This is a genomic window from Paenibacillus sp. GCM10027627, assembly GCF_042675505.1.
Classification (GTDB): Bacteria; Bacillota; Bacilli; order Paenibacillales; family Paenibacillaceae; genus Pristimantibacillus.
Map to the genome: position 1 here is coordinate 86,806 of NZ_JBHTHB010000008.1, position 24,300 is coordinate 111,105.

Below are 24,300 nucleotides of genomic sequence, written 5' to 3' on the forward strand. Positions count from 1 at the left end.
CAATGATGGTTCGTTTTCTACGCAGCGGCAAATGGGAACTGATCGGAATGTTCGTAATGGCATCCGTCGTTTCCGTGCTGCTTGCTTTTCTGTTGTGGAACATGATGACGGAGCATGCGGGGCTGCTGGAGCTGAAGCTGTGGTCGGGCGCTATTATTTTGCTTATTAGCGGCGCTTTCGGCTACTGGGCGGCGCAGCGGTTCGGACGCAGGCTCGATACGCTGCATCTTTCTTTGAAACAAGCGGTAAACGGCAACTATGAGGTGCGAATTACGGAAGCAGGCCATCATTCTTTTACTCCCGTTTATCATGAGTTTAACGAGCTGGCGGAGCAGATGCAGGAAAAAATGAAGCGGCTGCAGCAGCTGGGGGAAGAGACGGTGCTGCTCGCATCGGCTTCCAACGAAGCCGCCGTTCTTGAGGAGAGGAAGCGGCTGGCCAGAGATTTGCACGATACGGTCAGTCAGCAATTATTCGCTATTCATATGTGCGCTTCCTCATTGCCCAAGCTTCAACAGGTCGATGAGAAGCGGGCTGCGTCCGTACTGGATCAACTGATTCATATGTCCAACTTGGCGCAGAAGCAAATGCGGAACTTTATTGCCCAGCTTCGTCCTATGGAACTGGAAGGGAGAACGCTCCAGGAAGCATTGGACAAATGGTTTCCCGATTACTGCAGGCAAAACAATTTGCAAGGCTCTATGGAATGGCGCTTAACGGATCAGCTTACCGAGGCGAAGGAGCATCAGCTGTTTCTCATTATTCAGGAAGCGATGGCGAACATCGTCAAGCACGCCGGGGCGGAAAGCTGTACGCTCACTTTGGCGGATACGGAGCGGCAAATTGTGATGATGCTGTCCGATGACGGCAAAGGCTTTAAGGCGGACGCAGTAAAGGGCGGCTCCTATGGGCTCTCCACCATGCAGGAGAGAGCGCAAAAGCTTGGAGGGACGGCGGATATTGTCAGCAAAGTGGGCAGCGGCACGAGAGTGAAGGTAACGATACCAAAAATGTACCGGGGAGAGCAGAAGTAATGAACGAATCGGGAAAAATAAAAGTAATGATTGTGGACGACCACGATATGGTAAGAATCGGACTTCGCACTTATTTAATGCTCGACCCAAAATTGGATGTCATTGCAGAGGCAGGCAATGGGAAAGAAGCGCTGAAATGGCTGGGCAATTCGGCGGCTGAAGAGCGGCCTCACATCATTTTGATGGATTTAATGATGCCTGAGATGGACGGGATTGAAACAACAAGGGCGATTATGGAGGAGTATCCTTCAACCAAAATTGTAATGCTGACCAGTTTCCTGGAAGACGATAAAGTGTATTCGGCAATAGAAGCTGGAGCAGTAAGCTACGTCCTCAAAACGGTATCGGCGGAAGAGCTGATTTATGCGATCAACGGAGCGTTCAAAGGGATGCCCGTGATGACGGCCGACGTATCGCAGGCGCTGACAAGAGGGCTGCGGCAGCGTACGGCTCAATCGGGCGACGAGGATTTGACGGAGAGAGAGAAGGAAGTTTTGCTTCTTATTGCCGAAGGGATGTCAAATAAAGAAATTGCCGAGGAGCTTCATATCAGCATCAAAACGGTAAAAACTCATGTCAGCAACTTGCTGATGAAATGCGAGCTTGAGGATCGGACTCAGCTTGCCGTGCTGGCTCACCGGAAAGGCTGGGCCAAACGCGCATAATGGGTGCGGCCGCCGCGCATACTACCCCGTAAATGATGGAAAGCTGGGGGTATGCGGCATGATTCCGATTTCTTCGGACGTAGAAGGCAAAGAGAAAAAGTTTACGGAAATGCAAGTGTTTCTAGCAAATAGAGAGTTTGCGCTTGGAGGCAATTGGGATTACGATAAAGGCTCCTTCGACCGGGCGCTGGACGAAGACCATAAAGTATGGCTTCGCCTTCCGTTTCAAGTCGTCGACGGCAATCTCGACAGCGAGCTGTCGGAAAACAACGCGCAAATTCGGTTCGAGCAGCCATATGTGCTTAAGCATCTGTACAATGAAGGCAATGATCCCGAAGCTTCGGTTCGGGTAGTTGGCGCTATGTTCGACCAATTTCAAGCACCTGTCGATCCCGATGCGAAGGTAGAGCGCCGCTGGATTGATCGCGGAACCGAAATTGTGCGGGAGCTGGAGCGATCTATCCCTTTTTGAAACAGCTTGATTTGGCCGGATACCGACTATACGTGAACGACTCTCCAATAACGATTGGGGAGTTTTTTTATCTCAGATTAAATTCCTTTTCAGTTTGTTTTAAGGTAGAATGTGCATGATAGAACTAATAAATAAACCATTTCGATAGATCAACGCTAAAGTCGATCGGAGGAGAGAGCTGTATGGACGATCAGAACAATAAAAAGGGATATGATGATTTCTTTCGCAACACGGACGGTAAAGAAAATGAAAGCAATCACAGGGACAACGGGGACAACCAGCCTGCGGCACCAAGCTCGAACGATGGGCAGGCGAAACCTTCCTACTATTATTCATACGGTCCTATGTCGGGGGACAATGCGCCAGACCCGGCTTCCAGCGCAAAACCTTATGAACAAAACAATAGCCCGTTTGAATCTAAACCAATCGAGCCAAAATCATATGAACAAAGACCTTACGAACAAAGGCCATATGAGCATAACGGCTATCCAAACGATAGTCAGGCGGTACAAGCTCCGGTTCCGCAAGCCCGCCCTTTTACAACCTCAAGCAATGCAAACCAAAATGGATGGCCGGGAAAAGAGAAACGCGGCACTTCATTTAAATCGATAGTGGCTTCCTTTTTGGCGGGGGTGCTTGTTGTCGGAGGACTGATGTATACGGCGGATGTCCGCAACTGGTTCACTCCCGGCGATTCGGTAGCTGCGACACAGTCAGGCTCGGGCTCCGGTACAAGTGCCAGCTCCGGCTCAAGCGGCTCTACCGCTTCGGCTGTTATGGACCGGCCGGACAATATTGCCCAATTGTTTGAAACGGCAAGCCCGGCGGTCGTCAAAATCGAAACTTTTGTTAATCCGCAAACTAACAGCGGAGGCGGGGGGCTGCTTGACGATCCGTTTTTCCGCCAATTTTTTGGCGACAACTACCCGGAAGCGATTCAGCCTAATCAAGGAGGCCAAGGTGGAGAAATGCAGCAATCGGGCATCGGCACCGGATTTTTCTTTGATTCGACGGGCTACATTTTAACCAATCAGCATGTTGTTGGAAATTCGGACGAGATTCGGGTTACTGTTCAAGGCTACGATAAGCCGTTTACAGCCAAACTGCTTGGCAACAGCTACGAGCTTGATCTCGCAGTATTGAAAATCGAAGGCGAGAAGGCATTCCCGACGCTTCCACTCGGCAGCGCCGATGAAGTCAATATCGGCGACTGGGTAGTGGCTATCGGCAATCCTTACGGCTTTGACCATACGATTACGGTAGGCGTTCTTAGCGCTAAGGAACGTCCAATCGATATACAGGATCAGCAAGGCGAAAGAAACTACAAACATTTGCTGCAAACGGACGCTTCCATTAATCCGGGCAACTCCGGCGGCCCTCTTCTTAACGTAAAGGGTGAAGTCATCGGCATTAATACGGCGGTCAGCTCGCAAGCCCAAGGCATCGGATTTGCCATTCCGACAAGTACAATCAACGAAGTGCTGGACAGCTTGAAAAACAATAAGGAAGTGCCGAAGGAGCCGGCTCCGTTCATCGGCGCGGAATTGTATCAAATGACAGAAGAATTTGCGAAGCAACTTGGCGTAGAAAAAGCGGAAGGTTCTTTGGTGAAGAGCGTTTATTACAACTCCCCGGCATATTTAGCCGGCCTTAAACAATTTGATGTCATTACCGGCATCGGAGGCAAAGCCGTTACAACGACGGATGCTCTCATTAAAGCGATTCAAGAAAAAAAGGTTGGAGATAAGGTAGAGTTTAATGTCATCCGCCAAAAAGAAGCGATTAACGTAGTTGTTGAAATCGGCGACAAAAACGTATTTGGATTACAAGAATAAAGATTAGGTTCAAAAAGCGCGGAGTTTGCTTTCTCTGCGCTTTTTGTTCAGCAAAAGGAGAAAATGCGATGAGGCCGCATATTGTAGTGGTAGACGATGACGACAAAATTATTTCTATGCTGCGCCGGAGCTTGGCGTTTGAAGGTTATGAGGTCACAACGGCTTCCAATGGCTCTGAAGGATTAAAGGTTCTGCTTACGGTAGATCCAGATTTGCTTATTTTGGATGTGATGATGCCGCAAATCGACGGCTGGGAAGTTTGCCGCAGAGTGAGAGAAAGCGGCAGCGCCGTGCCTATCATGATGTTAACGGCAAAAGACGATATTTCCGACCGAGTGAAAGGACTTGATCTGGGCGCGGACGATTATTTGGTAAAGCCGTTTGCCCTAGAAGAGCTGCTTGCAAGAGCAAGGGCACTGCTGCGGCGGAAGTCGGACAAGCTGGAGGAGGCGGCAAGTCAGCTCACGTTTGACGATTTGGTGCTCGATATGGACGCTAGGGAAGCTGTTCGTGCCGGAAGACGCATCGAGCTAACAAGCAAGGAATACGATTTGCTGCTGCTCTTTATGCAAAACCCGAAGCGGGTGCTGACCAGAGACGCGATTATGGAAAAAATTTGGGGATACGATTTCAGCGGCGAGTCCAACGTTCTGGAAGTTTATATTGCTATGCTGCGCCAAAAGGTGGAGGAAGGTGGATGCAAGCGCCTTATTCAAACCGTACGCGGTACGGGTTATGTGCTGAGGGGAGAGGCGGGTTAACGGTATGTCGATTCGGCTTCGCCTTACTTTGTGGTATTCCGGACTTCTGGCGGCGACGCTTCTTTTATTCGGAATCAGCTTGTATATGTTTGTAAATTGGAATACGTACGAAGATTTGCGCGAACAAGTGAAAAAACAGAGCGAAAGTCTTGGAATCAATAGCACATTCTTTTTGGGTGACAATGTTTTGGATTTGAATTTGGACAGAGAATCGCGCATCGAAGACAAGGATGTATATGTGCAGCTAGTCAATTATCGGGAGGGCTATATACGACAGTCTCATAATTTGACGCAGCAGGCGCTAGTCATTCCTTACCCTGACGGAGCAAGCAAACCAGCGCTAGGTTTTACGAAAACGCAATTTAACATCGGCAAAACAAAATACGGGATGATCACGTATCAAAGACCCGTTACGCTTAACGATGGCGAACTGGTCGGCTTGCTTCAAGTTGGCGTGCTGACGTTTAACGAAGACAAATATATGACCGGCTTGCGCAATACACTTATTTTCTATTCCATTATTGTTGTGGCGATTGCGTTTTCAGTGGGCATGCTCATTGCGCGTCAAGCTCTTCGGCCAATTGAAAAGGTGATCCAGGCGACGAAACAAATTGAAAAAGGATCCGATCTCAGCGTACGAATTCCCGCGGAAGGGCCAAGAGACGAAGTTGGCATGCTGGTCGACACGCTGAACAAAATGTTGTCACGGCTTGAAACGGCATACAACGAGCTGGACGATGCATATAAGGTGCAGCGAAGATTCGTCTCCGACGCCTCTCATGAGCTGCGAACGCCGCTCACTACCATTAGGGGTAATATCGAGCTGCTTGAGAAGATGTGGAGCAAAGCGACGGATGAGTCTCGTCTGTCTTCAACTGGGGACGGAGGCTTGCAGCTAAACGGGGAGCATTGGAAAATGTCCAGCGAAGCGATGTCCGATATAGCCGCCGAGGCAAAAAGGATGACTGCGCTCGTCAGCGATTTGCTTGCGCTCGCCCGGGCGGATGCTGGTTATATGATGGAAAAAAGCAGCCTGGAGCTGCAATCTCTAACGGAAGAGGTTGTGCGCCGGGCGCAGCTGCTGCCGCGAACGGCAGATTGGCGCGTAGGAGATTTAACGAAGCTGAGCGGCGTTTTTGTCAACGGGAACTCCAATTATTTGCAGCAGCTGCTATTCATTTTTATTGAAAATGCATTTAAGTATACGCCATCGGGCTACGTTGAGCTAAGCTCCGTCAGAAAGGAGCGTCATGTCGGCTGGAACATTCGGGATACGGGAATCGGTATGAACCCAGAGGAAATTCCGCATATTTTCGATCGCTTCTACCGGGCTGACGAATCTCGCGGCGTGACGGTGGGCACAGGTCTCGGCTTATCGATCGCCAAATGGATATTGGATGAGCATGGCGGGGCAGTCGAGGTCGTCACTCGGGAGAACGAAGGCTCTACTTTTACGATCTGGCTTCCGGTGGACTTTTCTGGACAGGGAGATTCGACTATAATGGAAAGTACGGACACGATTCGGGATTAAGCGCAATTATAGCGGAATCCCTGTCAGAAAGCAGGTGCAAGGGATGGAAATTGTGAAAATATCGCCGCGGGGCTATTGTTACGGAGTGGTCGATGCAATGGTGCTCGCTTTGCAAACGGCCAAAAACTTGAATATGCCAAGGCCGATTTATATTTTAGGCATGATTGTGCATAACGCTCATGTGACGGACGCTTTTGAAAAGGAAGGCGTCATTACGCTCGATGGAGCTAATCGACTTGAAATATTGGATCAAATCAACGAAGGAACCGTCATTTTTACAGCGCATGGCGTTTCTCCGGAAGTGCGCGAGCGGGCACGTCTTAAGGGGCTGGCCATCGTCGACGCCACTTGTCCGGATGTGACGAAGACGCATGATCTCATTCGTTTGAAGACGTCCGAAGGCTACCACATTATTTATATTGGAAAAAAAGGCCATCCCGAACCGGAAGGGGCGATTGGCGTTGCTCCAGACCTCGTTCATCTCATTGAAAGAGAAGAGGAAATCGACAGCTTAAATGTGCCGGATGGGCGAGTCGTCATTACTAATCAGACTACGATGTCGCAATGGGATATTAGGCACATCATGCAGAAGCTGAAGGAGAAATATCCTCATGCCGAGGTGCATAACGAAATTTGCCTAGCCACGCAGGTCCGCCAAGAAGCGGTAGCGGAACAAGCAGGCGTCGCTCAGCTCTGTATTGTTGTGGGCGATCCGAAGAGCAATAACTCCAATCGACTGGCTCAAGTATCGGAGGAAATTGCGGGTGTGACGGCGTATCGGGTTTCCGATGTGAGCGAGATCAAGCAGGAATGGCTGCAAGGAATTGACCGCGTTGCCGTTACTTCAGGTGCCTCGACTCCGACTCCGATTACAAAAGAAGTTATTACGTATTTGGAGCAATATGATTACCGCGATCCTTCTACTTGGGAACTGAAAAGAACGGTCAATATGAACAAGCTATTGCCAAATGTAAAAGTGAAAACAAGCGAAAGCGCGTCATAATGGTGCATAGACGGGGGTCCCGGTGGACGTTCCGTCTTTTTTCTTTTCCACCCGAAATGTGAACGTTATGCGGCGCCTGTTGACGTTTACGGCAAAATCCGTTATATTTACTTTAGCGATTAAAAGCATAGAAGCCAAAAAGCATAAAAGCCAAAAAGCATAAAAGCCAAAAAGCATAAAAGCTTAAAAGTACAAAAGTAAAAGGGTGGAAATCGCATGCGCGGAAGTGATGCGAATCCCGATAAGGAGAGATGGTCATGATTGTCATTACAAAAAACAATATCGCCGATGAGCGAATTCAGGAAATTGTAGCTGTCATTGAAAATGCGGGAGTGCAGGCACATGTGTCGAGAGGAACGGACCGTACCGTTATCGGTATTGTCGGCAAAGCCGAGCCGGCTCTTGCGGAACATTTGCGTCAAATGAAAGGAGTAGACAACGTTATTAAAATTTCGAAGTCATACAAGCTGGCGAGCCGCGATTTTCATCCAGACGATACGGTTATTGAATTAAAGGGAGTAAAGATTGGCGGAGAAAATCTCGTTATTATGGGCGGACCTTGCGCGGTGGAAACGCCGGAGCAGATCGATGAGATCGCAAGACTGGTGAAAGCGGCAGGCGGCCAGGTGCTGCGCGGCGGAGCTTTCAAGCCAAGAACGGGTCCTTACAGCTTCCAAGGCGTAGGGGTGGAAGGGCTTAAGATGATGGCGGATGCGGGCAGGAAGCACGGCCTCCTGACGATTACAGAAGTGATGACGCCGGAATATGTGGATGTATGTGCGGAATACGCGGACATTTTGCAGGTGGGAACTAGAAATATGCAAAACTTTGATCTGCTTCGCAAACTAGGAACGATTCAAACCCCTGTTCTGCTTAAACGCGGATTCAGCTCGACATACGACGAGTTCTTGAACGCGGCAGAGTACATTTTGGCGGGCGGCAATCCAAACGTAATGCTTTGCGAGCGTGGAATACGGACTTTTGAAACCTATACAAGAAACACGCTTGATTTGACGGCTATTCCCGTTCTTCAATCGCTCAGCCATCTTCCGGTCATTTCGGACCCAAGCCACGGCACAGGACGCCGCGAGCTCGTAGAGCCGATGTCCAAAGCTTCTGTAGCGGCGGGCGCAAACGGTCTGATTGTAGAAATGCATACCGATCCCGACAATTCCATGACGGGCGACGGCGTACAGTCGTTGTTCCCGGATCAATTTGCCGCACTGCTGAAAGATTTGGAGCAACTGGCACCGATCGTCGGCAAAAAGTTTGATACGAAAAAAGAGCCCGCCGAAGCGTTCAAAGAATGGGCGATTGTATAAAGAAGCCGAACATTGGCTGCTGTAACGCGGTAAAACGGAACGGCAGATGTATTTAATAGCTAATGTGAGCTAATGAATCAACAAAATCGTTCGGAAGCTTGCTAATGCGGAAAAAGCGAAACATTCGCAAAGATTGCGATTATGCAGCATCCGCGCGGAAAAGCATTTACAATAACCTTATGAAATGAAGACCAGTGTAACGGTGTCCGTTGCGGCTGGTCTTTTTATTGTTCGTCCTTTAACTGCAAGCCGGACGGGCAATTTATCCAAGAAAACGCTACCATTGTGAACTGTTGTTCAAACTTGTAAGTATACCTGACATGGCGATAAAAAATACCTGACATAGCTATTGACGGAGTGGAAACGGTAGTTTTATAATAACAACAAGATTTGGAGCAATTATTGAACATTAGATGTTCAAATACCAGCGAATGTTCGGAAATGGAGGAAGTTTAGATGTCAGTTCAAAAAGTTTTGGAGCTAATTAAAGAAAACAACATTCAGTTTGTGGATTTCCGTTTTGTGGGATTGGGCGGCGGTGCTCACCACATTTCTCTACCATCAACAGAGGTGGACGCTGATACTTTTGTAAACGGCGTTGCATTTGATGGATCTTCGATCCCTGGTTTCCGCGGTATTGAAGAATCCGATATGGTTATGATGCCAGACACGGAAACGGCATATATCGATCCTTTTACAAGCCATCCAACTTTGAACATCATGTGTAACATCCATACTCCAGACGGCGAGCGTTATGACCGCGACCCGCGCAGCATCGCTCAAAGAGCGGAAGAGTACCTGCAATCGACAGGCATCGGCACAACTGCATTTTTTGCACCTGAATCCGAATTCTTTATCTTTGACGACGTTCGTTATGAAAGCTCGATGAACACTTCTTTCTTCTCGGTAGATTCCGAAGAAGGCGCATGGAACTCTTCCCGCAAGGAAGAAGGCGGCAACCTGGGCTTCAAAGTTCCAGTTAAAGGCGGCTATGTTCCAGTAGCTCCAGTTGACACTCAACAAGATATCCGCAGCGAAATGGTTCGTTTGATGCAAGAATCCGGCCTTCGCGTAGAGCGCCATCACCATGAAGTGGCTACAGCGGGCCAAGGCGAAATCAACTTCCGCTTCGACACTTTGACTAAAACGGCTGACAATCTTCTTAAATATAAATACATCGTTCACAACGTTGCTCGCCAATGGGGCAAAGTGGCTACATTCATGCCAAAACCATTGTTCGGCGACAACGGAAGCGGCATGCACGTTCATACGTCGATTTTTGACGGCGACACTCCTTTGTTCTATGACAACAAAGAGTACGCTAACCTTAGCAAAATGGCGATGAACTATATCGCAGGCGTATTGCACCACGCTCCTGCTCTTATCGCAATCACAAACCCAAGCACAAACTCCTTTAAGCGTTTGGTACCTGGTTACGAGGCTCCGGTTAACTTGGTATTCTCGAAAGGCAACCGTTCCGCTGCGGTACGTATTCCAATCGCTGCAGTAACGCCTAAAGGCTGTCGTATCGAGTTCCGTACTCCGGACTCCACAGCTAACCCTTACCTTGCGTTTGCGGCTATGCTGCTTGCAGGTCTTGACGGCATTAAGAAAGGTCTTGATCCAGTTGCTCTTGGCTACGGACCATTCGACAAAAACATTTACGATCTGCCAGAAGAAGAGAAAAAAGAAATCCGCAGCGTACCTGGTACACTCGACGAGGCGCTTGACGCTCTTGAAGCGGATTCCGGTTTCTTGACTGAAAGCGGCGTATTCTCCCAAGACTTCATCGACAACTATGTCGCTCTTAAACGTTCGGAAGCAAAAGCGGTTAGCATCCGCATCCACCCGCATGAATACAGCCTCTATTTCGGTTGCTAATCCCAATCGAACAGAGATTCAAGGAAGCGAGCCAGCAGGCTCGCTTTTTTTTTGTTGTCCAAAAACCGAATATTTTTCGACTTAAATCGTAAAGATGTTCGACTTTTATCTATATTTTTATATGGAATCTACTTGAAGCGGCCGTTCAAAATTGCTATCATAGCCATATCATGTACAAAGATGAAGGGGTGGGAGAAAAGATGGCAAGAGCTTTTAATTTTAATGCAGGCCCGGCGGCAATTCCGCTAGAAGTGCTGCAGCAGGCGCAGGAACAATTTGTCGATTATCACGGTGCGGGAATGTCGATTATGGAGATGTCCCATAGAAGTCCGCTGTATGAAGGAGTAAACAACGAGGCGCAGGAACTAATGAAAGAATTGTTCGGAATTCCGGACAATTACCGCGTATTGTACCTTCAAGGCGGCGCAAGCACCCAGTTTGCAATGCTTCCTATGAATCTGCTGCGCGAAGGCCGCCCCGGAGCATACGTTCAGACCGGCGCATGGGCCGACAAAGCGATTAAAGAAGCTAAGCTGATAGGCGACACCGTCATTGCGGCGACGACGGCAGCGGACAATTATATGCGTGTGCCAGACTTGTCGGAAATTGTTGTTCCGGCGAATGCCTCATACTTGCATCTGACTTCCAACGAAACGATAGGCGGAACCCAGTTCCATGCATTTCCAGATACGGGCGATATCCCTTTGATTGCCGATATGTCCAGCGACATTTTATCCCGTTCCATTGACGTAAGCAAGTTTGGCGTCATTTATGCGGGAGCGCAAAAAAATCTCGGTCCATCCGGCGTAACGGTCGTCATTATTCGCGACGATTTGGCACAGGACAGCCCGAAATCGATTCCGGCTATTTTCCGCTACGATACCCATGCCAAAAGCAGCTCGCTTTACAATACACCTCCTTCCTTCTCTGTTTACATGGTTACTTTAGTTTTGAAATGGATAAAGGAAAGAGGCGGCATCGCTCAGATGCAGCAATACAACGCTGACAAAACCAAATTGATTTACGATGCGATCGATGGAAGCGGCGGCTTCTACCAAGGCTGCGCGCAGCCTAACAGCCGTTCCGTTATGAATATTACGTTCCGTCTCGGCAGCGAAGAGCTGGAAAAACGGTTTATTAAACAATCCGAGCAGGAAGGTTTCGTCGGCTTGAAAGGCCATCGCGATGTCGGCGGGCTGAGAGCATCGACTTATAACGCTGTTCCTCTTGAAAGCTGTCAGGCTCTTGCTCAGTTTATGGCTGAATTCCAGAAACAAAACGGCTAAACGAAACCAAAATAGACCGCCCTTCTTATCGCTCGAAGCGAAGGCAGGGCGGTCTTTTATGGGAGCGGCTTACGCTAGCGATGTTTCCGCTCCATGAGCGGGGCCGTGCATTTTGTATCCAACATTACGAACGGTCATTATATATTCAGGCGTGCGTGCATTCTTTTCAATCTTGTCTCTTAAATGGCTGATATGAACGTCTACTATTCTTGTATCGCCGAGGAAATGGTAGTCCCAGACGCCGTGCAGCAGCTGTTGACGGCTAAGCACTTTGCCCTTATGCTTGCATAGGAATAACAGCAGCTCGAATTCTTTTGGCGTCAGCTCTACGAGTTTTCCATCGTTATAGACTTCACGCTGATCGGCATGGACGATAAGACGTCCGATAGAAAATAACGTATCGACAGTAGCGCCTGGCAATGTTTGCAGCCGTCTGAAGATAGCACCTATACGAGAGATAAGCTCTTGCGGACTGAACGGCTTCGTCATATAATCGTCGGCTCCGTTATCCAAACCAGTTATTTTGTCCGTCACATCCTGCAATGCTGTCAGCATGACGATAGGCACGCCATTGTTTTGTTTCCGCAGCTCGCGGCAAACTTGAATTCCATCCATTTTGGGCAGCATAAGGTCAAGCACGATTAGATCGGGCCGGAATGGTTTCAGCATGTCGAAAACGGCTTCGCCATCGCTTACGCATCTTACCTCGTACCCCGCCAGTTTTAAATTAAATTCGATCAACATGGAGATGGAAGGTTCGTCATCCACAACCAAAATCTTTTTGCGCATCAACCTAGCTCCTTTGCCTCCTAATATATTGTTTATTATGAAGGCATAACTTACGCCCAAGATTAACGGTGCGTAAAGCCAGTGTAAAAATCATAGTGTTTTGTAAGGTGGGATAATAAAAGTTATGGCATTTCATATTGTACTAGTCGAGCCGGAAATTCCGGCCAATACAGGCAACATCGCAAGAACTTGTGCCGCAACGGGCACACATCTTCATTTAGTCAGACCGCTTGGCTTTGATACGGATGACCGTACACTGAAGCGTGCCGGGCTTGATTACTGGCATTCCGTTCAGGTGCATTACCATGATTCCTTTCAAGAAGTACAGGATTTGTTTCCCGATGGACGTTTTTTTTACGCCAGCACGCGAGCGACTAAGGTTTATTCCGAATTCCAATATCGCGACGGCGACTTTTTTGTGTTTGGCAAAGAAACGAAAGGACTGCCTCAGCCGCTCATTGAGGCTAACCTGGCCACTTGTATTCGGATGCCTATGACAAGCAACGTTCGATCGCTTAATTTGGCTAACTCGGCGGCGATTATCGTTTACGAAGCTTTTAGGCAAATCGGATTCCCCGGATTGAAATAATTTTTCGAATATTACAATTTAAAAAATGGGGAAGGAATTATCGTTTCAACGTCGAAACAGTAGTATTGCAAAGGTTTCTCATGCTGCTTACAAACTAGACACAAAAGAGGTGAAACTGATGAAACCAGCAGGCGTTGTAAGAAAGGTTGACCAGCTTGGACGTATTGTGCTTCCGAAATCATTACGTAAACGATATTTAATGAACGAGGGCGACCCCGTTGAAATATTCGTTCAAGGCGACCATATCATTCTAGAGCGTTACCGTCCAAAATGCGTTTTCTGCGGTTCGATGAACGAAGTTCGCGAATTCAAGGATCGTTATGTTTGTGATGAGTGTATGGGTGAGATGGGATATCTGAAGCGCTAGTCGGCAAGAGCGAACCGTTCGCTAAGCCGTCGGTCGCTTCTTAAACGAAATGAAGCTTCCAACGCTAAGCTGAGCTTAGAATTGGAAGCTTCATTTGTTCATCTCCAAAAGTAACAAGAGGTTTTTACAAGCCTTTGGTCTTGTCGTCATTATAAGAACTCGTGAGAATCGCTGTAATAAACAAGATTAGCACGGTCATGACAATGATAAAGTTCATAATTTTGACACCTCCAATTAGCTGATTTTATTATAACCAACTGTGGGGAAAAAGAAAACTTTAAAAGTTGTGAACACATTGTTAACATAGAGGATAGAAGTATTAAAGCATGTTTAAGCACGTTACGTTTAGGAGGAGCTAAAGGATGGAATACCGGTTTTCGACAAGGGTATCGCAGCTGCAGTCATCGGCTGTTAGAGACATACTCAAATTGACGCAAGGCAAAGATATGATTTCGTTTGCAGGCGGATTGCCCGCGGAAGAATTGTTTCCGGTTCAAGCGGTACGCGAAGCGGCCGACCGTGTATTCGCGGCGGGTACAGGCGCGCTGCAATACGGGCTGACGGAAGGGTATTTGCCCCTCAGGGAACAATTGAGCGGCAGAATGGCGGCAAAAGGGATGCTGGCTAATGCCGACGAAATGATTTTGACGACAGGCTCTCAGCAAGCGATAGATTTGCTTATTGGGGTGCTGACGGAGCCGGGCGATACGATACTTGTAGAAAAGCCGACTTATTTGGCCAGTTTGCAAGTATTTGCATTGCATGGACTAAACGTCGTCGCCGCTGAAAGCGATGCGGACGGCATCATTCCGGAATCGGCGGAAGAGCTGATTCGCAAGCACAATCCTAAGCTCCTGTACGCAGTGCCCACTTTCAGCAATCCGACCGGCAAGGTATGGAGCCTGGAGCGCCGCAAACGGATTCTTTCTCTTTGCCAGCAATACGGCATGCTCATTATCGAGGATGATCCTTACGGAGAAATCAAGTTTAATGACGAGGACTCATTTCCTTCTTTATTTTCATTAGGCGGCAAGGCGGAAAACAACGCTGTATTGTACACAAGCACATTTTCGAAAACAGTTGCTCCTGCACTTCGTACTGGCTGGGCCATTGGCGATCAACGCGTCATCGGGATGATGGCGAAAGCCAAACAAGCGGCCGACCTTCATTCCAGTACGATGGACCAGCAAATTTTGAGCCGTCTGCTGGAGCAGTTTGATCTAGATGCGCATATTGCGCTTATCTCCAAAGAATACGGCGAGCGGATGCTGGAAATGGACGGCTTGCTGCGTCGTCAGGCGGTACCGGGACTAAGCTGGATCAAGCCAAAAGGCGGCATGTTCCTGTGGGTCGATCTGCCTGAAGGATTGGATGCAGAAGCGCTGCTGCGCTGCTCTGTGCAGAAGGGTGTCGCCTTTGTACCGGGAATCTCCTTCTATGCGGCCGATCCGGAGCGTAATACGGCGCGCCTCAATTATACGCATAACAAAGGCGCGCGTACGGAACAGGGCGTTGCGCGCCTAATGGAAGCTATTTCAGAGTTTACCGTTCGAAGCTAGCGGCCCAGTCCGCAATGACGTCGCCGTATTCGGCAAGCGCTTGTTCTCCCTCAGGGAGCAAGCCGTATTTGCCGCGTTCGAGACGTTGGAACCATCCATAATAATTGGCGCGAAGCAATTCGCCGCTTCTGCTGTAGCCAGTGGCCGCCGCAACCTCTCTAGGTGCGGACGGCCCCTTTTTATTTAGAACAAAGGCGCAGCGCAGCGCTCGTTCGCGGAACGCGGTCACGAGCTTCCGCCCCGTGCTGCCGCCCACGTTATAATCGCCGCTGCGCTCTTTAAATTCCATAAGCATCCGCTGCCGTTTCCGATGACGCAGCCCCCGAATAGGCGGCTCGCCGGGCTCGCACAAAAATTCAATAAAAGGCGGCTTTGTTTTATAAAAGGTCACGGTCATGAGACCAACTCCCAACATCCGGCACAGCTCCGCGAGATCGCCAAAACGCTGGTTAACGGCTCCGCTTTTTTTGCGGTTTCTCTCCACAGCCAAAACGACTTCCCCATTTATGCGCAAACGTTCAATTCCTTGCAGCAGCAGCGCAAGCGTAAACGTTTTTTTCATTTCGACGATGACGGTATGGTCTCGTTCGGGATGAACGGCAACAAGATCGCAATGCAGAACCTCGCTTTTGACGCTGTATCCCTTTTGCTCATAATAGCGTTTGATGGGCTCGTACAGTTCTTCCTCCCGTTTGACGGCCACTTTTGTTGCTCCTCTCCAATGGGGCATCCCGTGTATTCCACTCGATTATATCAGAGGCAAGGGCGCGCTTGTCGATAAATGCGCGAACTCCGAATAAAATAGTGGTCAATTTCCTGTTGGTATAAGCATAGGAATGTAATACTTCAAAAAAAGAAGGACCACTAGGTTATCGATTGGAATCAATCCCGAGCGGAGAGGAAATAGCGGAAAGCGGAAGCGATGGGAGGAGGCACGGCATGGACATTTTCAAGCGGATATCGGAATATCAGGCGGAGAGCGAAAGGCTGGCGTGGACAGGGAACTTCAAGGAGTATATCGAGAAATTGAGGAAGGACCCCTCCCCCGCCATAACCGCACATGCGCGGGTGTACGAGATGATTGAATCCTATGGCGTAGAGGAAACAGGCGGCAGCAAAAAGTATAAGTTTTTCGAACAAGAAATATTTGGCCTGGATCGCGCCGTAGAGAAACTGGTCGAGGAATATTTTCATTCCGCCGCCCGCAGGCTGGATGTGCGAAAAAGGATTTTGCTGCTAATGGGACCCGTCAGCGGGGGCAAATCCACAATTGTAACTATGCTCAAAAAGGGGCTTGAGAAGTTTTCCCGGACGGAGAGGGGCGCTGTTTATTCCATAAAAGGCTGTCCGATGCATGAGGACCCGCTGCATCTCATACCGCAGGAGCTTAGGCCGGAAATTGAAAAGGAACTGGGCGTGCGGATAGAAGGCAATCTATGTCCTTCTTGCCAAATGCGGCTGCAAACGGAATACGGAGGCAGCATTGAAGATGTTTTGGTGGAGAGGGTATTTATTTCGGAAGACAATCGGGTCGGCATCGGCACTTTTAGTCCATCCGATCCTAAGTCGCAGGATATTGCCGATCTGACCGGCAGCATTGACTTTTCGACCATTACGGAATTCGGCTCGGAATCCGATCCGCGCGCTTATCGGTTCGATGGCGAGCTTAATAAAGCGAACCGAGGTCTGATGGAGTTTCAGGAAATGCTGAAATGCGACGAGAAGTTTTTGTGGAACTTGCTGTCTCTCACGCAAGAAGGCAATTTCAAAGCGGGGCGTTTCGCGCTTATAAGCGCGGATGAGTTAATTATTGCGCATACAAATGAATCGGAATATAAGTCTTTTATAAGCAACAAGAAAAACGAAGCTCTCCAATCTAGAATGATTGTCATGCCGATTCCCTACAACCTTAAAGTTTCGGAAGAGGAAAAAATATATTCCAAGCTCATTTCTCAAAGCGATATGAGGCACATACATATTGCTCCTCATGCGCTACGCTCGGCGGCCATTTTCTCTATTTTGACCCGTCTCAAGGAGACAAAGAAACAAGGGATGGATCTGGTCAAAAAAATGCGCATGTACGACGGTCAAGAGGTAGAGGGCTTCAAAGAGGCCGACCTCAAAGAGATGCAAAACGAATATATTGAAGAGGGCATGTCGGGCATCGATCCCCGTTATGTCATTAACCGGATTTCAAGCGCGCTTATTAAACAGGATATGCAGTGCATCAATGCTCTCGATGTGCTGCGGGCGCTTAAAGACGGACTCGATCAGCATCCTTCGATAACGAAAGATGAGCGGGAGCGGTATTTGAACTTTATTTCGATCGCACGGAAAGAGTATGACAGCTTGGCCAAAAAGGAAATTCAAAAAGCGTTTGTTTATTCCTTTGAAGAATCTGCAAGAACGCTGTTTGAAAACTATTTGGACAATATCGAGGCTTACTGCAACTGGGCGAAAATTAAAGACCCGTTAACTGGGGAGGAAATGGATCCCGATGAGCGGCTGATGAGGTCGATTGAGGAGCAGATCGGCGTATCGGAAAACGCTAAAAAAGCGTTCCGCGAAGAAATATTGATTCGAATCTCCTCTTACTCCCGCAAAGGGAAAAAGTTCGACTTCACGAGCCACGAACGGCTGCGGGAAGCGGTGGAGAAAAAGCTGTTTACCGATTTGAAAGATATCGTGAAAATTACGACCTCCACCAAGACGCCAGATGAAAATCAGCTCAAAAGAATTAATGAGGTAACAAAACGGTTGATCGACGATCACCTTTATTGCCCGGTATGCGCCAATGAGCTGCTAAGATACGTGGGAAGCCTCTTAAACCGCTAATCAAACTCTAACTCCAAGAATAGCAGGACAAAAAAGCTTTTGCCGCCGCGGCAAAAGCTTTTTTTCATTTACCAGAAAAGGGTTATGGAATTTGCGGGTTTACCGATATAATAGGTAATAGACCTAACATTATACGTCAAGGAGCCGTGTACATCTTGATTAATGTATCTGCAAATCGCCGTATACAACTGGCTTACACCGGTATAAAGGAAGAAGACCTGCAATTGCTTCAAAATTGCAGACCGGTTTTCGAGCAAGTCGTAAATGAGGTTGTGGACCGTTTTTACGATCAGATCGGCGCTCAGTCCGAATTGGTAGCTCTCATTAATAAAGTCAGCAATGTGGAAAGACTGAAGGAAACCCAAAGAATTTATTGGTTGTCATTGACGGATGGAGTGATCGATGAAGCCTTTATCGAAAACCGCATTCGGATAGGGGCTGTCCACTCGCGGATTGGATTAACAACAGATTGGTATTTGGGCTCCTATATGACTTATCTTGATATTGCGACAGATATACTGAAACGGACCATACCCGATCGGTGGCCATCCGTTGTATACGCCCTTACCAAAATGTTTAATCTCGATTCCCAATTTGTACTTGAAGCCTACAATCAGCACGAGCAAAAAAAGATTCAAGATTTAGCCGATTCCAGAAGCAATATGCTGCTGACGGTAACATCCGCTGCGCAAGAGCTTGCTTCCCTTATCGTCGAGTTGGATGACGGCGCGCAAATGATTGCGGCTACAGCCATATCCACGTCTCAATCCCAAGACAAAACACATACGCTGCTTGGAGAGCTGAGGGGCGAGCTGGACGGCATTCACGAAATGGGAACGATGATCCGCGGCTTTTCCGATCAGACTCATTTGCTTGGTCTTAATGCAGCTATTGAAGCGGCTAGAGCGGGCGAGCATGGCAGAGGTTTCGAAGTGGTCGCCAATGAAGTAAGGAAACTTGCGGCATCGTCCAGAAGCGCGCTGGAAGGCATTAATACCAAACTTGAAGAAATCGAAAAGAAGCTGAGCAATGTAAGAGCCGAATCGGAGCATACGTCCATTGAAGCACGCAATCAGGCTGCACGATCGCAAGAGCTTGCTTCATTTGTTCAAATGGTGGAAAAAGTAGCTCAAGATTTAAGCTTGTTGAATCAACAATAGTACTCAAGCAATCATGTATATTTCATACACCTTCGTACATGTTAAGAGCATATACGGAGGTGTTTTTTATATGATGAGGACGGAAGCCAAATTAGCATGTGCCGTTTTGCTGCTTACAGGATCGTTAATGACGGCAGGCGGGTGCAGCTATGCCAAAAATACCGAAAATAATTTAACGACAAGGCAGCATTCACGTGGACAGGCCGATATGATTCAAGTGCCGGAAGAGGCGAGGAAACATCGGGCAAACGGCGAGCTTCGAGTGACGCCCGATCAGCTGGCCCGCATTGCGGAGCAGGTGCCTGGCGTGGATAAGGCCAATATCGTCATGAATGACAGAGACGTACTCGTCGGTATTGAAGTGGACGATATTGGGAAGAGAAAAATCATTGAAAAGCAGGTGACATCCGCTTTGCACTGGCAGTATGCGGAGTTTGATTACCATGTGACGGCTGACGAAACGCTGCGCAACAAAATTATAAGCGTCAGCTCCAAAACCGCCAAAGGCCACGAGCGCAAAGATTTGCTCAATCGTGATATTGATGCTTTAGCCAAAGTGATTGATCAATCCATTGTAAAGCGGCGTTAAGTATTATGAAGAAAAACCTTCGCTTCCCGCCAAAACTGGCAGGAGGCGAAGGTTTTTAGTTTATGCTTGTTTAAACGCGGTCGCGGTCGCGGCCTCTCATGCCGGCTAGACCAAACAGACCGATGAGGCCAAGCCAGCCCCAGCTAAAGCCGGTTTTTGTAGTTGTAGTTGCGTTTGTCCGGTAACGGTTATGATTGTTCAACGTATTTACGCGGTTATAACCGTCATAATTGCGGGCTTTATAATTGCCGTCTGTAACGGAATTAACGTTTGTGCGGACACGGTCTGCGGCGCGATTTACGTCGTATTCGGCCCGGTTCGTGGCACGGTTCACGTCGTATTCAACGCGGTTCGTCGCACGGTTCACATCGTTTTTCATGGTGTTGTACCCGCGGTTAATATCGTTCGCCAAATTGTTGTTATACGGCGCTGGAGATGTGACAACCGTACCGTTTGGCTCCACTACCGCCGTATTGGCGTGTGCAGCGGGTACTGCCAAGGCGAAAGAACAGCTAGCGAATAAAATGGCAAGAAATCCGGCTTTTTTCATGCGATTGATCCATCCCTCTCTAAGCTGAATTTTGTTCCGGGCTTATGTTTGGCTATTTGGGATGTCCGTATGCAAGCCGGGTACAGCTTATGGGATGGTAAGTTTTAAAACGGGTACTTAAACGAATTTACGGCTCGTTTTTTTGCCATCGCAGCTAAAGACAATCTTTTTATCCTCCACACTCGTTTCCAAATGAACGTTTTTCCCCCATAACTGTACAACGTAAGGAAGAGTCCGCTCCACATATTTTAAATCCAGTTCCGTTCCCTCATAGTTATGGCTTAAATAAAGCTCGCCAGTCCGATTAAAATCACCGTCTTTTACAGAAAGGCTTGGGAATCCCCCATTTACTTTAGAGTAAACTAACTGATCCCTAATGTTTTCCCATGACTTATCGGTAATTTTCCATTCCGGCCCCTTTTTTTCGAAAATGTACAAGTCCAGATCGTCCACCAAATCTTTGGTCAAATAATTGCGCAGGAACGATATATCGGAATCAAACTCCCGCACTTCAAATATTTTTTCCCGACCTTTGCCCGGCTGTCTCCGGAACCGTCCCTGCTCTTCTTTCGTTGGATTGTCCCATCGCTTTTCAATATCCTCGAAAATTTTCAAACCCAAATAATAAGGGTTCAAGCTGTGACGGGACGGCACAACGACGGAAGAATTTAGTTTAGCGAATTCAATGGTTTCATCGCTAGTTAAATCCATTTCCCGTATAATGCGCTGATGCCAGTAGGAAGCCCAGCCTTCATTCATAATTTTGGTTTCGATCTGCGGCCAGAAATACAACATCTCATCGCGCAGCATCGTCATAATATCGCGCTGCCAATCTTCCAGGATGGGAGAGTACTCTTCAATGAACCAAAGCAAGTCCTTTTCCGGCTTTGGCGGAAAACGTTTTGCTTCGGCGGCCGCGGCTTCTGCCAAAGCTTTTTCTTCTGCAACGGCTTCCACATCCAGCTCCCATAAATCTTCATAGCCTGCTTTTCGGTTTTCAGTGAGGCTCCCTGAAAGCTCGCGTTCTTTTTGGTTCATTTCGATATAGCGCTTTTTATCCAGTTGATACGGTTTAATAAGAGTGGGGTCGACATGCTCCTGAATGGCAAGAACGGAGTCGATAAATTTTTCAACTGCGCTGGAGCCGTATTGCATTTCATATTGGTGAATCCGATCGGCTGTTGCGGACATGCTCTCCACCATATTCCGGTTGGACACGCCGAAGCGGGCATTGTTTTTGAAAAAATCGCAATGTGCCAAAACGTGAGCGACAATCAGTTTGTTCTGGATGAGGGAGTTGCCCTCCAAAAGAAAGGCATAACAGGGGTTGGAGTTGATTACGAGCTCATAAATTTTGCTTAGACCAAAATCGTATTGCATTTTCATTTTATTAAACGTTTTCCCAAAGCTCCAATGGCTGAAGCGGGTCGGCATTCCATAAGCTCCGAATGTATAAATAATATCGGCGGGGCAGATTTCGTACCTCATTTGATAAAAGTCGAGTCCGAATCCTTTGGCGATCTCCGTTATTTCATCGATGGCTCGCTCCAGCTCGCGAATCTCATCCTGATTCATTTCTCATCCCTCCGTGTGGATAAATGCGTTTCATACCATATGTATGAATTATCATTGAAGGATATGAGAAACCTGGAATCGGTTTTTTGACGCCCAGAAGGGATAGCGTAGCGGGCGTCGAATAGGTTTTAAGATCGAAACAGGATGATTCTGAAGAACTATGCAGGAAGGGATTGACGTTTTTGATCCAATCGGTTGCGGTTCCGCTTATTCAAGTTTGGATATACGCGGCAGCCTCAGGTCTGCTTTATCTGATATTATTGTCCAGGCTGAGGCTTTCGCACGATAAGAGGCAGCTGCTGTTTTTGGGTATTGCCGTTAGCGTATTTTCCTTGTATTTGTTTTTAGAGGATGTAACTCCGCATTTTTACGCCTTGCTCGTGGCGCCCGCTTTTTTGCTCTTGACTATGTATTTAAACGGATATTTAGCCAGTGCGGCGAGCGGAGCCTTTATTGTTTTGGCAGGAGTCATTTTGTTCAACCATAATTGGATCTCTTTGACGGCAAGCTGTCTTGTTTTGACGGGACTTGGAATGCTGCTCAGCCGCAAGCTTCAATGGATGGCTTATTGGCGTCTGGCGTTATATTCCGCATTGTCGATCATCGCTTATTTGGTCGTCTATCTCGGTTCGCAGCATTGGATTATGAATGAAGGCATCGGCCTGACTTACGAAGAGCTGATTTGGATGACTTTGTCCATGATTGCGACCTCGCAGCTGCTTCCCGTCATGTATTTGTTTGTACAAGATCAGGCAAAGCTTCATCGGGAACTGATCTTGTCTGAAAAATATCAATCCATTGGCCAGCTTGCCGCATCCATCTCGCATGAAATTCGCAACCCATTGACGACTGCGCGAGGTTTTTTGCAGCTTATGAACATGGACAAGCTGTCTAAGGAAAATTTTGAAAAATACCGCAAATACGCCTTTGAAGGTTTGGATCATGCCAACAACATCATTACGGAATATTTAAACTACTCCAAGCCTAATTTGGAAATACCGAAGCCGCTAGACGTCAAGCAAGAAATCGAAAGCATTGTGCAATGGCTTCAACCTTATTCCGTCCAAAAAAATGTATCCATTGTGACACACCATATGTCCGAAGAGACACCTTTCGTGAAAGCTCAATCCAAGCAGTTTCAGCAATGCCTTCTCAATATTATGAAAAACGCGATTGAATCGATGGCGGACGGGGGATTGCTTACCGTACATACCCGTATTGTGCAAGAGCAAGTGCAAATTTTAATTCGCGATACCGGTGTCGGAATGAGCAGCGAGCAGCTTAAGCGGATCGGAAAGCCGTATTTTACGACAAAAGACAGTGGTACGGGGCTGGGACTTATGGTCGTGATGAATTTGGTAAAAGCGATGAACGGTAAAATATTATTTCGAAGCAAGCCCAATCAAGGCACCATTTGTGAGATTCATTTGCTGCGCGTTCATCCCTCCGAAACGTAAGCCTAGAAAAAAACCATTGAATCCTTTTGGGGATCAATGGTTTTTTTCTAGACTTTTGACGACGTACATAGATTGATCTGCATCCGATATAAGTTTCTTTAAGGCCGAGCCTCCACCGTATTTGCTGCTGATGCCTACGCTGGCATAGATGTGTACAAATTGTCCGTCGATCAAATAAGGCTGCTTGAGCGCAAGTTTGATTTTATCGGAGACGACCGTCATGTCTTGACTATCGATAACATGATGCAGACAAACAAGGAATTCATCGCCGCCGTAGCGGACAAGCACATCCGATTTGCGAATAAGTGCCCGGAGCCTCTCTGCAACTTCTTGCAGAAGCGCATCGCCGGTATCATGCCCGTATCGGTCGTTTACTTCCTTGAAATCGTCAATATCGATAAAGAGCACGCTGTATTGCTTGTCCGAGCCGGTGCTGGTTAGATGCGACAAATATCTTCGGTTGTACAGGCCAGTCAAGCTGTCCGTTAAGCTATCGTTTTCAAGTTCAATCATATATTTGTACATGGACGATAGGGCAAGCAAAGCTTCCATTACTGAATCGGTCAGTTCAATTGGACTTTCATTCAGCAAGCAAATCGATCCGAGCGCCTTGGAGCAATCGTGATTAAAAATCGTAAAGGCGGTAATAGAGCCAATTCCGCAAAGCTTGGCCGCTTCTGAGGCTGAGGTTCGGTAATCATTCTGCATATTCGCAATGGTGGTCACAACAATGGGGTGGTGCGGCGGTTCCGATATGGGGAAAAGCGGCATGGCCATGCCGTTTGGAATAATGATGTTTTGGCGGCTGTAGGATTGGATAACTCGGTTTGTCATGCTATGATCGACTAAAGTGATGCAGATCGTGTTGATGTCGAGGATTGGCTTTAGGCTTGTAATCAGCCTCTCGGCTGCTTCCTCAAGAGAGCGTATAGAGCTGCTCATTTTCTCAACTCCTGCCGTATGGTGAGAGCAATAGGTCTTCGCGACTACAATAGAAATCTATAATCAATAGTAGACGAAATCTAGATGCGACTCAACCT

General features: G+C 47.8%; 22 protein-coding genes. 17 read left to right on the plus strand and 5 right to left on the minus strand.

Translation table 11 applies throughout. The features are described from left to right. The first annotated feature begins 2 nt into the window (after positions 1-2). The 10 genes from ACFQZE_RS22515 (at position 3) to serC (ending at position 11,790) form a co-directional block, all read left to right on the plus strand. Positions 3-1,034, plus strand: a complete 1,032-nt coding sequence (locus tag ACFQZE_RS22515) for a histidine kinase (RefSeq protein ID WP_379361339.1) — start codon at positions 3-5, stop codon at positions 1,032-1,034. Then, on the plus strand, positions 1,034-1,699 hold the full coding sequence (locus ACFQZE_RS22520; RefSeq protein WP_379361341.1) for a response regulator: 666 nt from the start codon (positions 1,034-1,036) through the stop codon (positions 1,697-1,699). Before ACFQZE_RS22515 ends, ACFQZE_RS22520 begins: the two co-directional genes overlap by 1 nt. A gap of 58 nt (positions 1,700-1,757) precedes the next feature. Next, positions 1,758-2,171 carry a YugN family protein gene (locus ACFQZE_RS22525; protein WP_379361343.1) on the plus strand — a complete coding sequence of 138 codons (414 nt, stop codon included), beginning with the start codon at positions 1,758-1,760 and terminating at the stop codon, positions 2,169-2,171. Between the two features lie 182 nt (positions 2,172-2,353). After that, the gene (locus ACFQZE_RS22530) at positions 2,354-4,006 is read left to right on the plus strand and encodes a S1C family serine protease (protein ID WP_379361345.1); all 1,653 of its coding nucleotides are present in this window, start codon (positions 2,354-2,356) and stop codon (positions 4,004-4,006) included. A 68-nt stretch (positions 4,007-4,074) separates the two neighbouring features. Beyond that, complete coding sequence (locus ACFQZE_RS22535; protein ID WP_379361348.1) at positions 4,075-4,767, plus strand: response regulator transcription factor; 693 nt, start codon at positions 4,075-4,077, stop codon at positions 4,765-4,767. 4 nt (positions 4,768-4,771) lie between these two features. Beyond that, positions 4,772-6,298: a sensor histidine kinase gene (locus ACFQZE_RS22540; protein ID WP_379361350.1), complete on the plus strand. Its 1,527-nt coding sequence runs from the start codon at positions 4,772-4,774 to the stop codon at positions 6,296-6,298. A 43-nt stretch (positions 6,299-6,341) separates the two neighbouring features. Then, the gene (locus ACFQZE_RS22545; protein WP_379361352.1) at positions 6,342-7,301 is read left to right on the plus strand and encodes a 4-hydroxy-3-methylbut-2-enyl diphosphate reductase; all 960 of its coding nucleotides are present in this window, start codon (positions 6,342-6,344) and stop codon (positions 7,299-7,301) included. 257 nt (positions 7,302-7,558) lie between these two features. Next, a complete protein-coding gene (aroF, locus tag ACFQZE_RS22550) occupies positions 7,559-8,623 on the plus strand; it encodes a 3-deoxy-7-phosphoheptulonate synthase (protein ID WP_379361354.1) in 1,065 nt (354 codons plus the stop codon). 456 nt (positions 8,624-9,079) lie between these two features. Then, on the plus strand, positions 9,080-10,504 hold the full coding sequence (glnA, locus tag ACFQZE_RS22555) for a type I glutamate--ammonia ligase (RefSeq protein ID WP_379361356.1): 1,425 nt from the start codon (positions 9,080-9,082) through the stop codon (positions 10,502-10,504). Positions 10,505-10,704: 200 nt separating this feature from the next. Continuing rightward, positions 10,705-11,790 (plus strand): 3-phosphoserine/phosphohydroxythreonine transaminase, encoded by a 1,086-nt coding sequence (gene serC, locus ACFQZE_RS22560; protein ID WP_379361358.1) that lies wholly within the window; start codon positions 10,705-10,707, stop codon positions 11,788-11,790. Between the two features lie 69 nt (positions 11,791-11,859). On the opposite strand, the gene ACFQZE_RS22565 is transcribed toward serC, so the two are convergent. Further along, entirely contained in the window at positions 11,860-12,579 is a 720-nt protein-coding gene (locus ACFQZE_RS22565) for a response regulator transcription factor (protein ID WP_379361360.1), read from the minus strand. A 124-nt stretch (positions 12,580-12,703) separates the two neighbouring features. On the opposite strand from ACFQZE_RS22565, the gene trmL reads away from it, so the two are divergent. From trmL to ACFQZE_RS22580, 3 genes are all read left to right on the plus strand, one after another. Continuing rightward, on the plus strand, positions 12,704-13,168 hold the full coding sequence (trmL, locus tag ACFQZE_RS22570) for a tRNA (uridine(34)/cytosine(34)/5-carboxymethylaminomethyluridine(34)-2'-O)-methyltransferase TrmL (RefSeq protein ID WP_379361362.1): 465 nt from the start codon (positions 12,704-12,706) through the stop codon (positions 13,166-13,168). Between the two features lie 118 nt (positions 13,169-13,286). Continuing rightward, complete coding sequence (locus ACFQZE_RS22575; RefSeq protein WP_379361365.1) at positions 13,287-13,535, plus strand: AbrB/MazE/SpoVT family DNA-binding domain-containing protein; 249 nt, start codon at positions 13,287-13,289, stop codon at positions 13,533-13,535. 362 nt (positions 13,536-13,897) lie between these two features. Then, entirely contained in the window at positions 13,898-15,094 is a 1,197-nt protein-coding gene (locus tag ACFQZE_RS22580; protein ID WP_379361367.1) for an aminotransferase-like domain-containing protein, read from the plus strand. Here the strand turns inward: ACFQZE_RS22580 and ACFQZE_RS22585 are convergent. Beyond that, positions 15,078-15,797, minus strand: a complete 720-nt coding sequence (locus tag ACFQZE_RS22585; protein ID WP_379361369.1) for a DUF2161 family putative PD-(D/E)XK-type phosphodiesterase — start codon at positions 15,795-15,797, stop codon at positions 15,078-15,080. The two genes, ACFQZE_RS22580 and ACFQZE_RS22585, sit on opposite strands and share 17 nt — an antisense overlap. A gap of 236 nt (positions 15,798-16,033) precedes the next feature. On the opposite strand from ACFQZE_RS22585, the gene ACFQZE_RS22590 reads away from it, so the two are divergent. From ACFQZE_RS22590 to ACFQZE_RS22600, 3 genes are all read left to right on the plus strand, one after another. Then, positions 16,034-17,929 (plus strand): PrkA family serine protein kinase, encoded by a 1,896-nt coding sequence (locus ACFQZE_RS22590; protein ID WP_379361371.1) that lies wholly within the window; start codon positions 16,034-16,036, stop codon positions 17,927-17,929. Positions 17,930-18,075: 146 nt separating this feature from the next. Beyond that, on the plus strand, positions 18,076-19,089 hold the full coding sequence (locus tag ACFQZE_RS22595) for a protoglobin domain-containing protein (RefSeq protein WP_379361373.1): 1,014 nt from the start codon (positions 18,076-18,078) through the stop codon (positions 19,087-19,089). Between the two features lie 70 nt (positions 19,090-19,159). Beyond that, positions 19,160-19,678, plus strand: coding sequence for a YhcN/YlaJ family sporulation lipoprotein (locus ACFQZE_RS22600; RefSeq protein ID WP_379361375.1), 519 nt, complete (start codon positions 19,160-19,162; stop codon positions 19,676-19,678). A 70-nt stretch (positions 19,679-19,748) separates the two neighbouring features. On the opposite strand, the gene ACFQZE_RS22605 is transcribed toward ACFQZE_RS22600, so the two are convergent. Further along, positions 19,749-20,228, minus strand: coding sequence for a WGxxGxxG family protein (locus tag ACFQZE_RS22605; RefSeq protein ID WP_379361377.1), 480 nt, complete (start codon positions 20,226-20,228; stop codon positions 19,749-19,751). Between the two features lie 117 nt (positions 20,229-20,345). Further along, positions 20,346-21,803 carry a SpoVR family protein gene (locus ACFQZE_RS22610; protein ID WP_379361379.1) on the minus strand — a complete coding sequence of 486 codons (1,458 nt, stop codon included), beginning with the start codon at positions 21,801-21,803 and terminating at the stop codon, positions 20,346-20,348. 173 nt (positions 21,804-21,976) lie between these two features. On the opposite strand from ACFQZE_RS22610, the gene ACFQZE_RS22615 reads away from it, so the two are divergent. Continuing rightward, entirely contained in the window at positions 21,977-23,260 is a 1,284-nt protein-coding gene (locus ACFQZE_RS22615; RefSeq protein WP_379361381.1) for an ATP-binding protein, read from the plus strand. A 33-nt stretch (positions 23,261-23,293) separates the two neighbouring features. Here the strand turns inward: ACFQZE_RS22615 and ACFQZE_RS22620 are convergent, their stop codons facing one another. Further along, the gene (locus ACFQZE_RS22620; protein WP_379361383.1) at positions 23,294-24,202 is read right to left on the minus strand and encodes a GGDEF domain-containing protein; all 909 of its coding nucleotides are present in this window, start codon (positions 24,200-24,202) and stop codon (positions 23,294-23,296) included. Between the last annotated feature and the right edge of the window lie 98 nt (positions 24,203-24,300).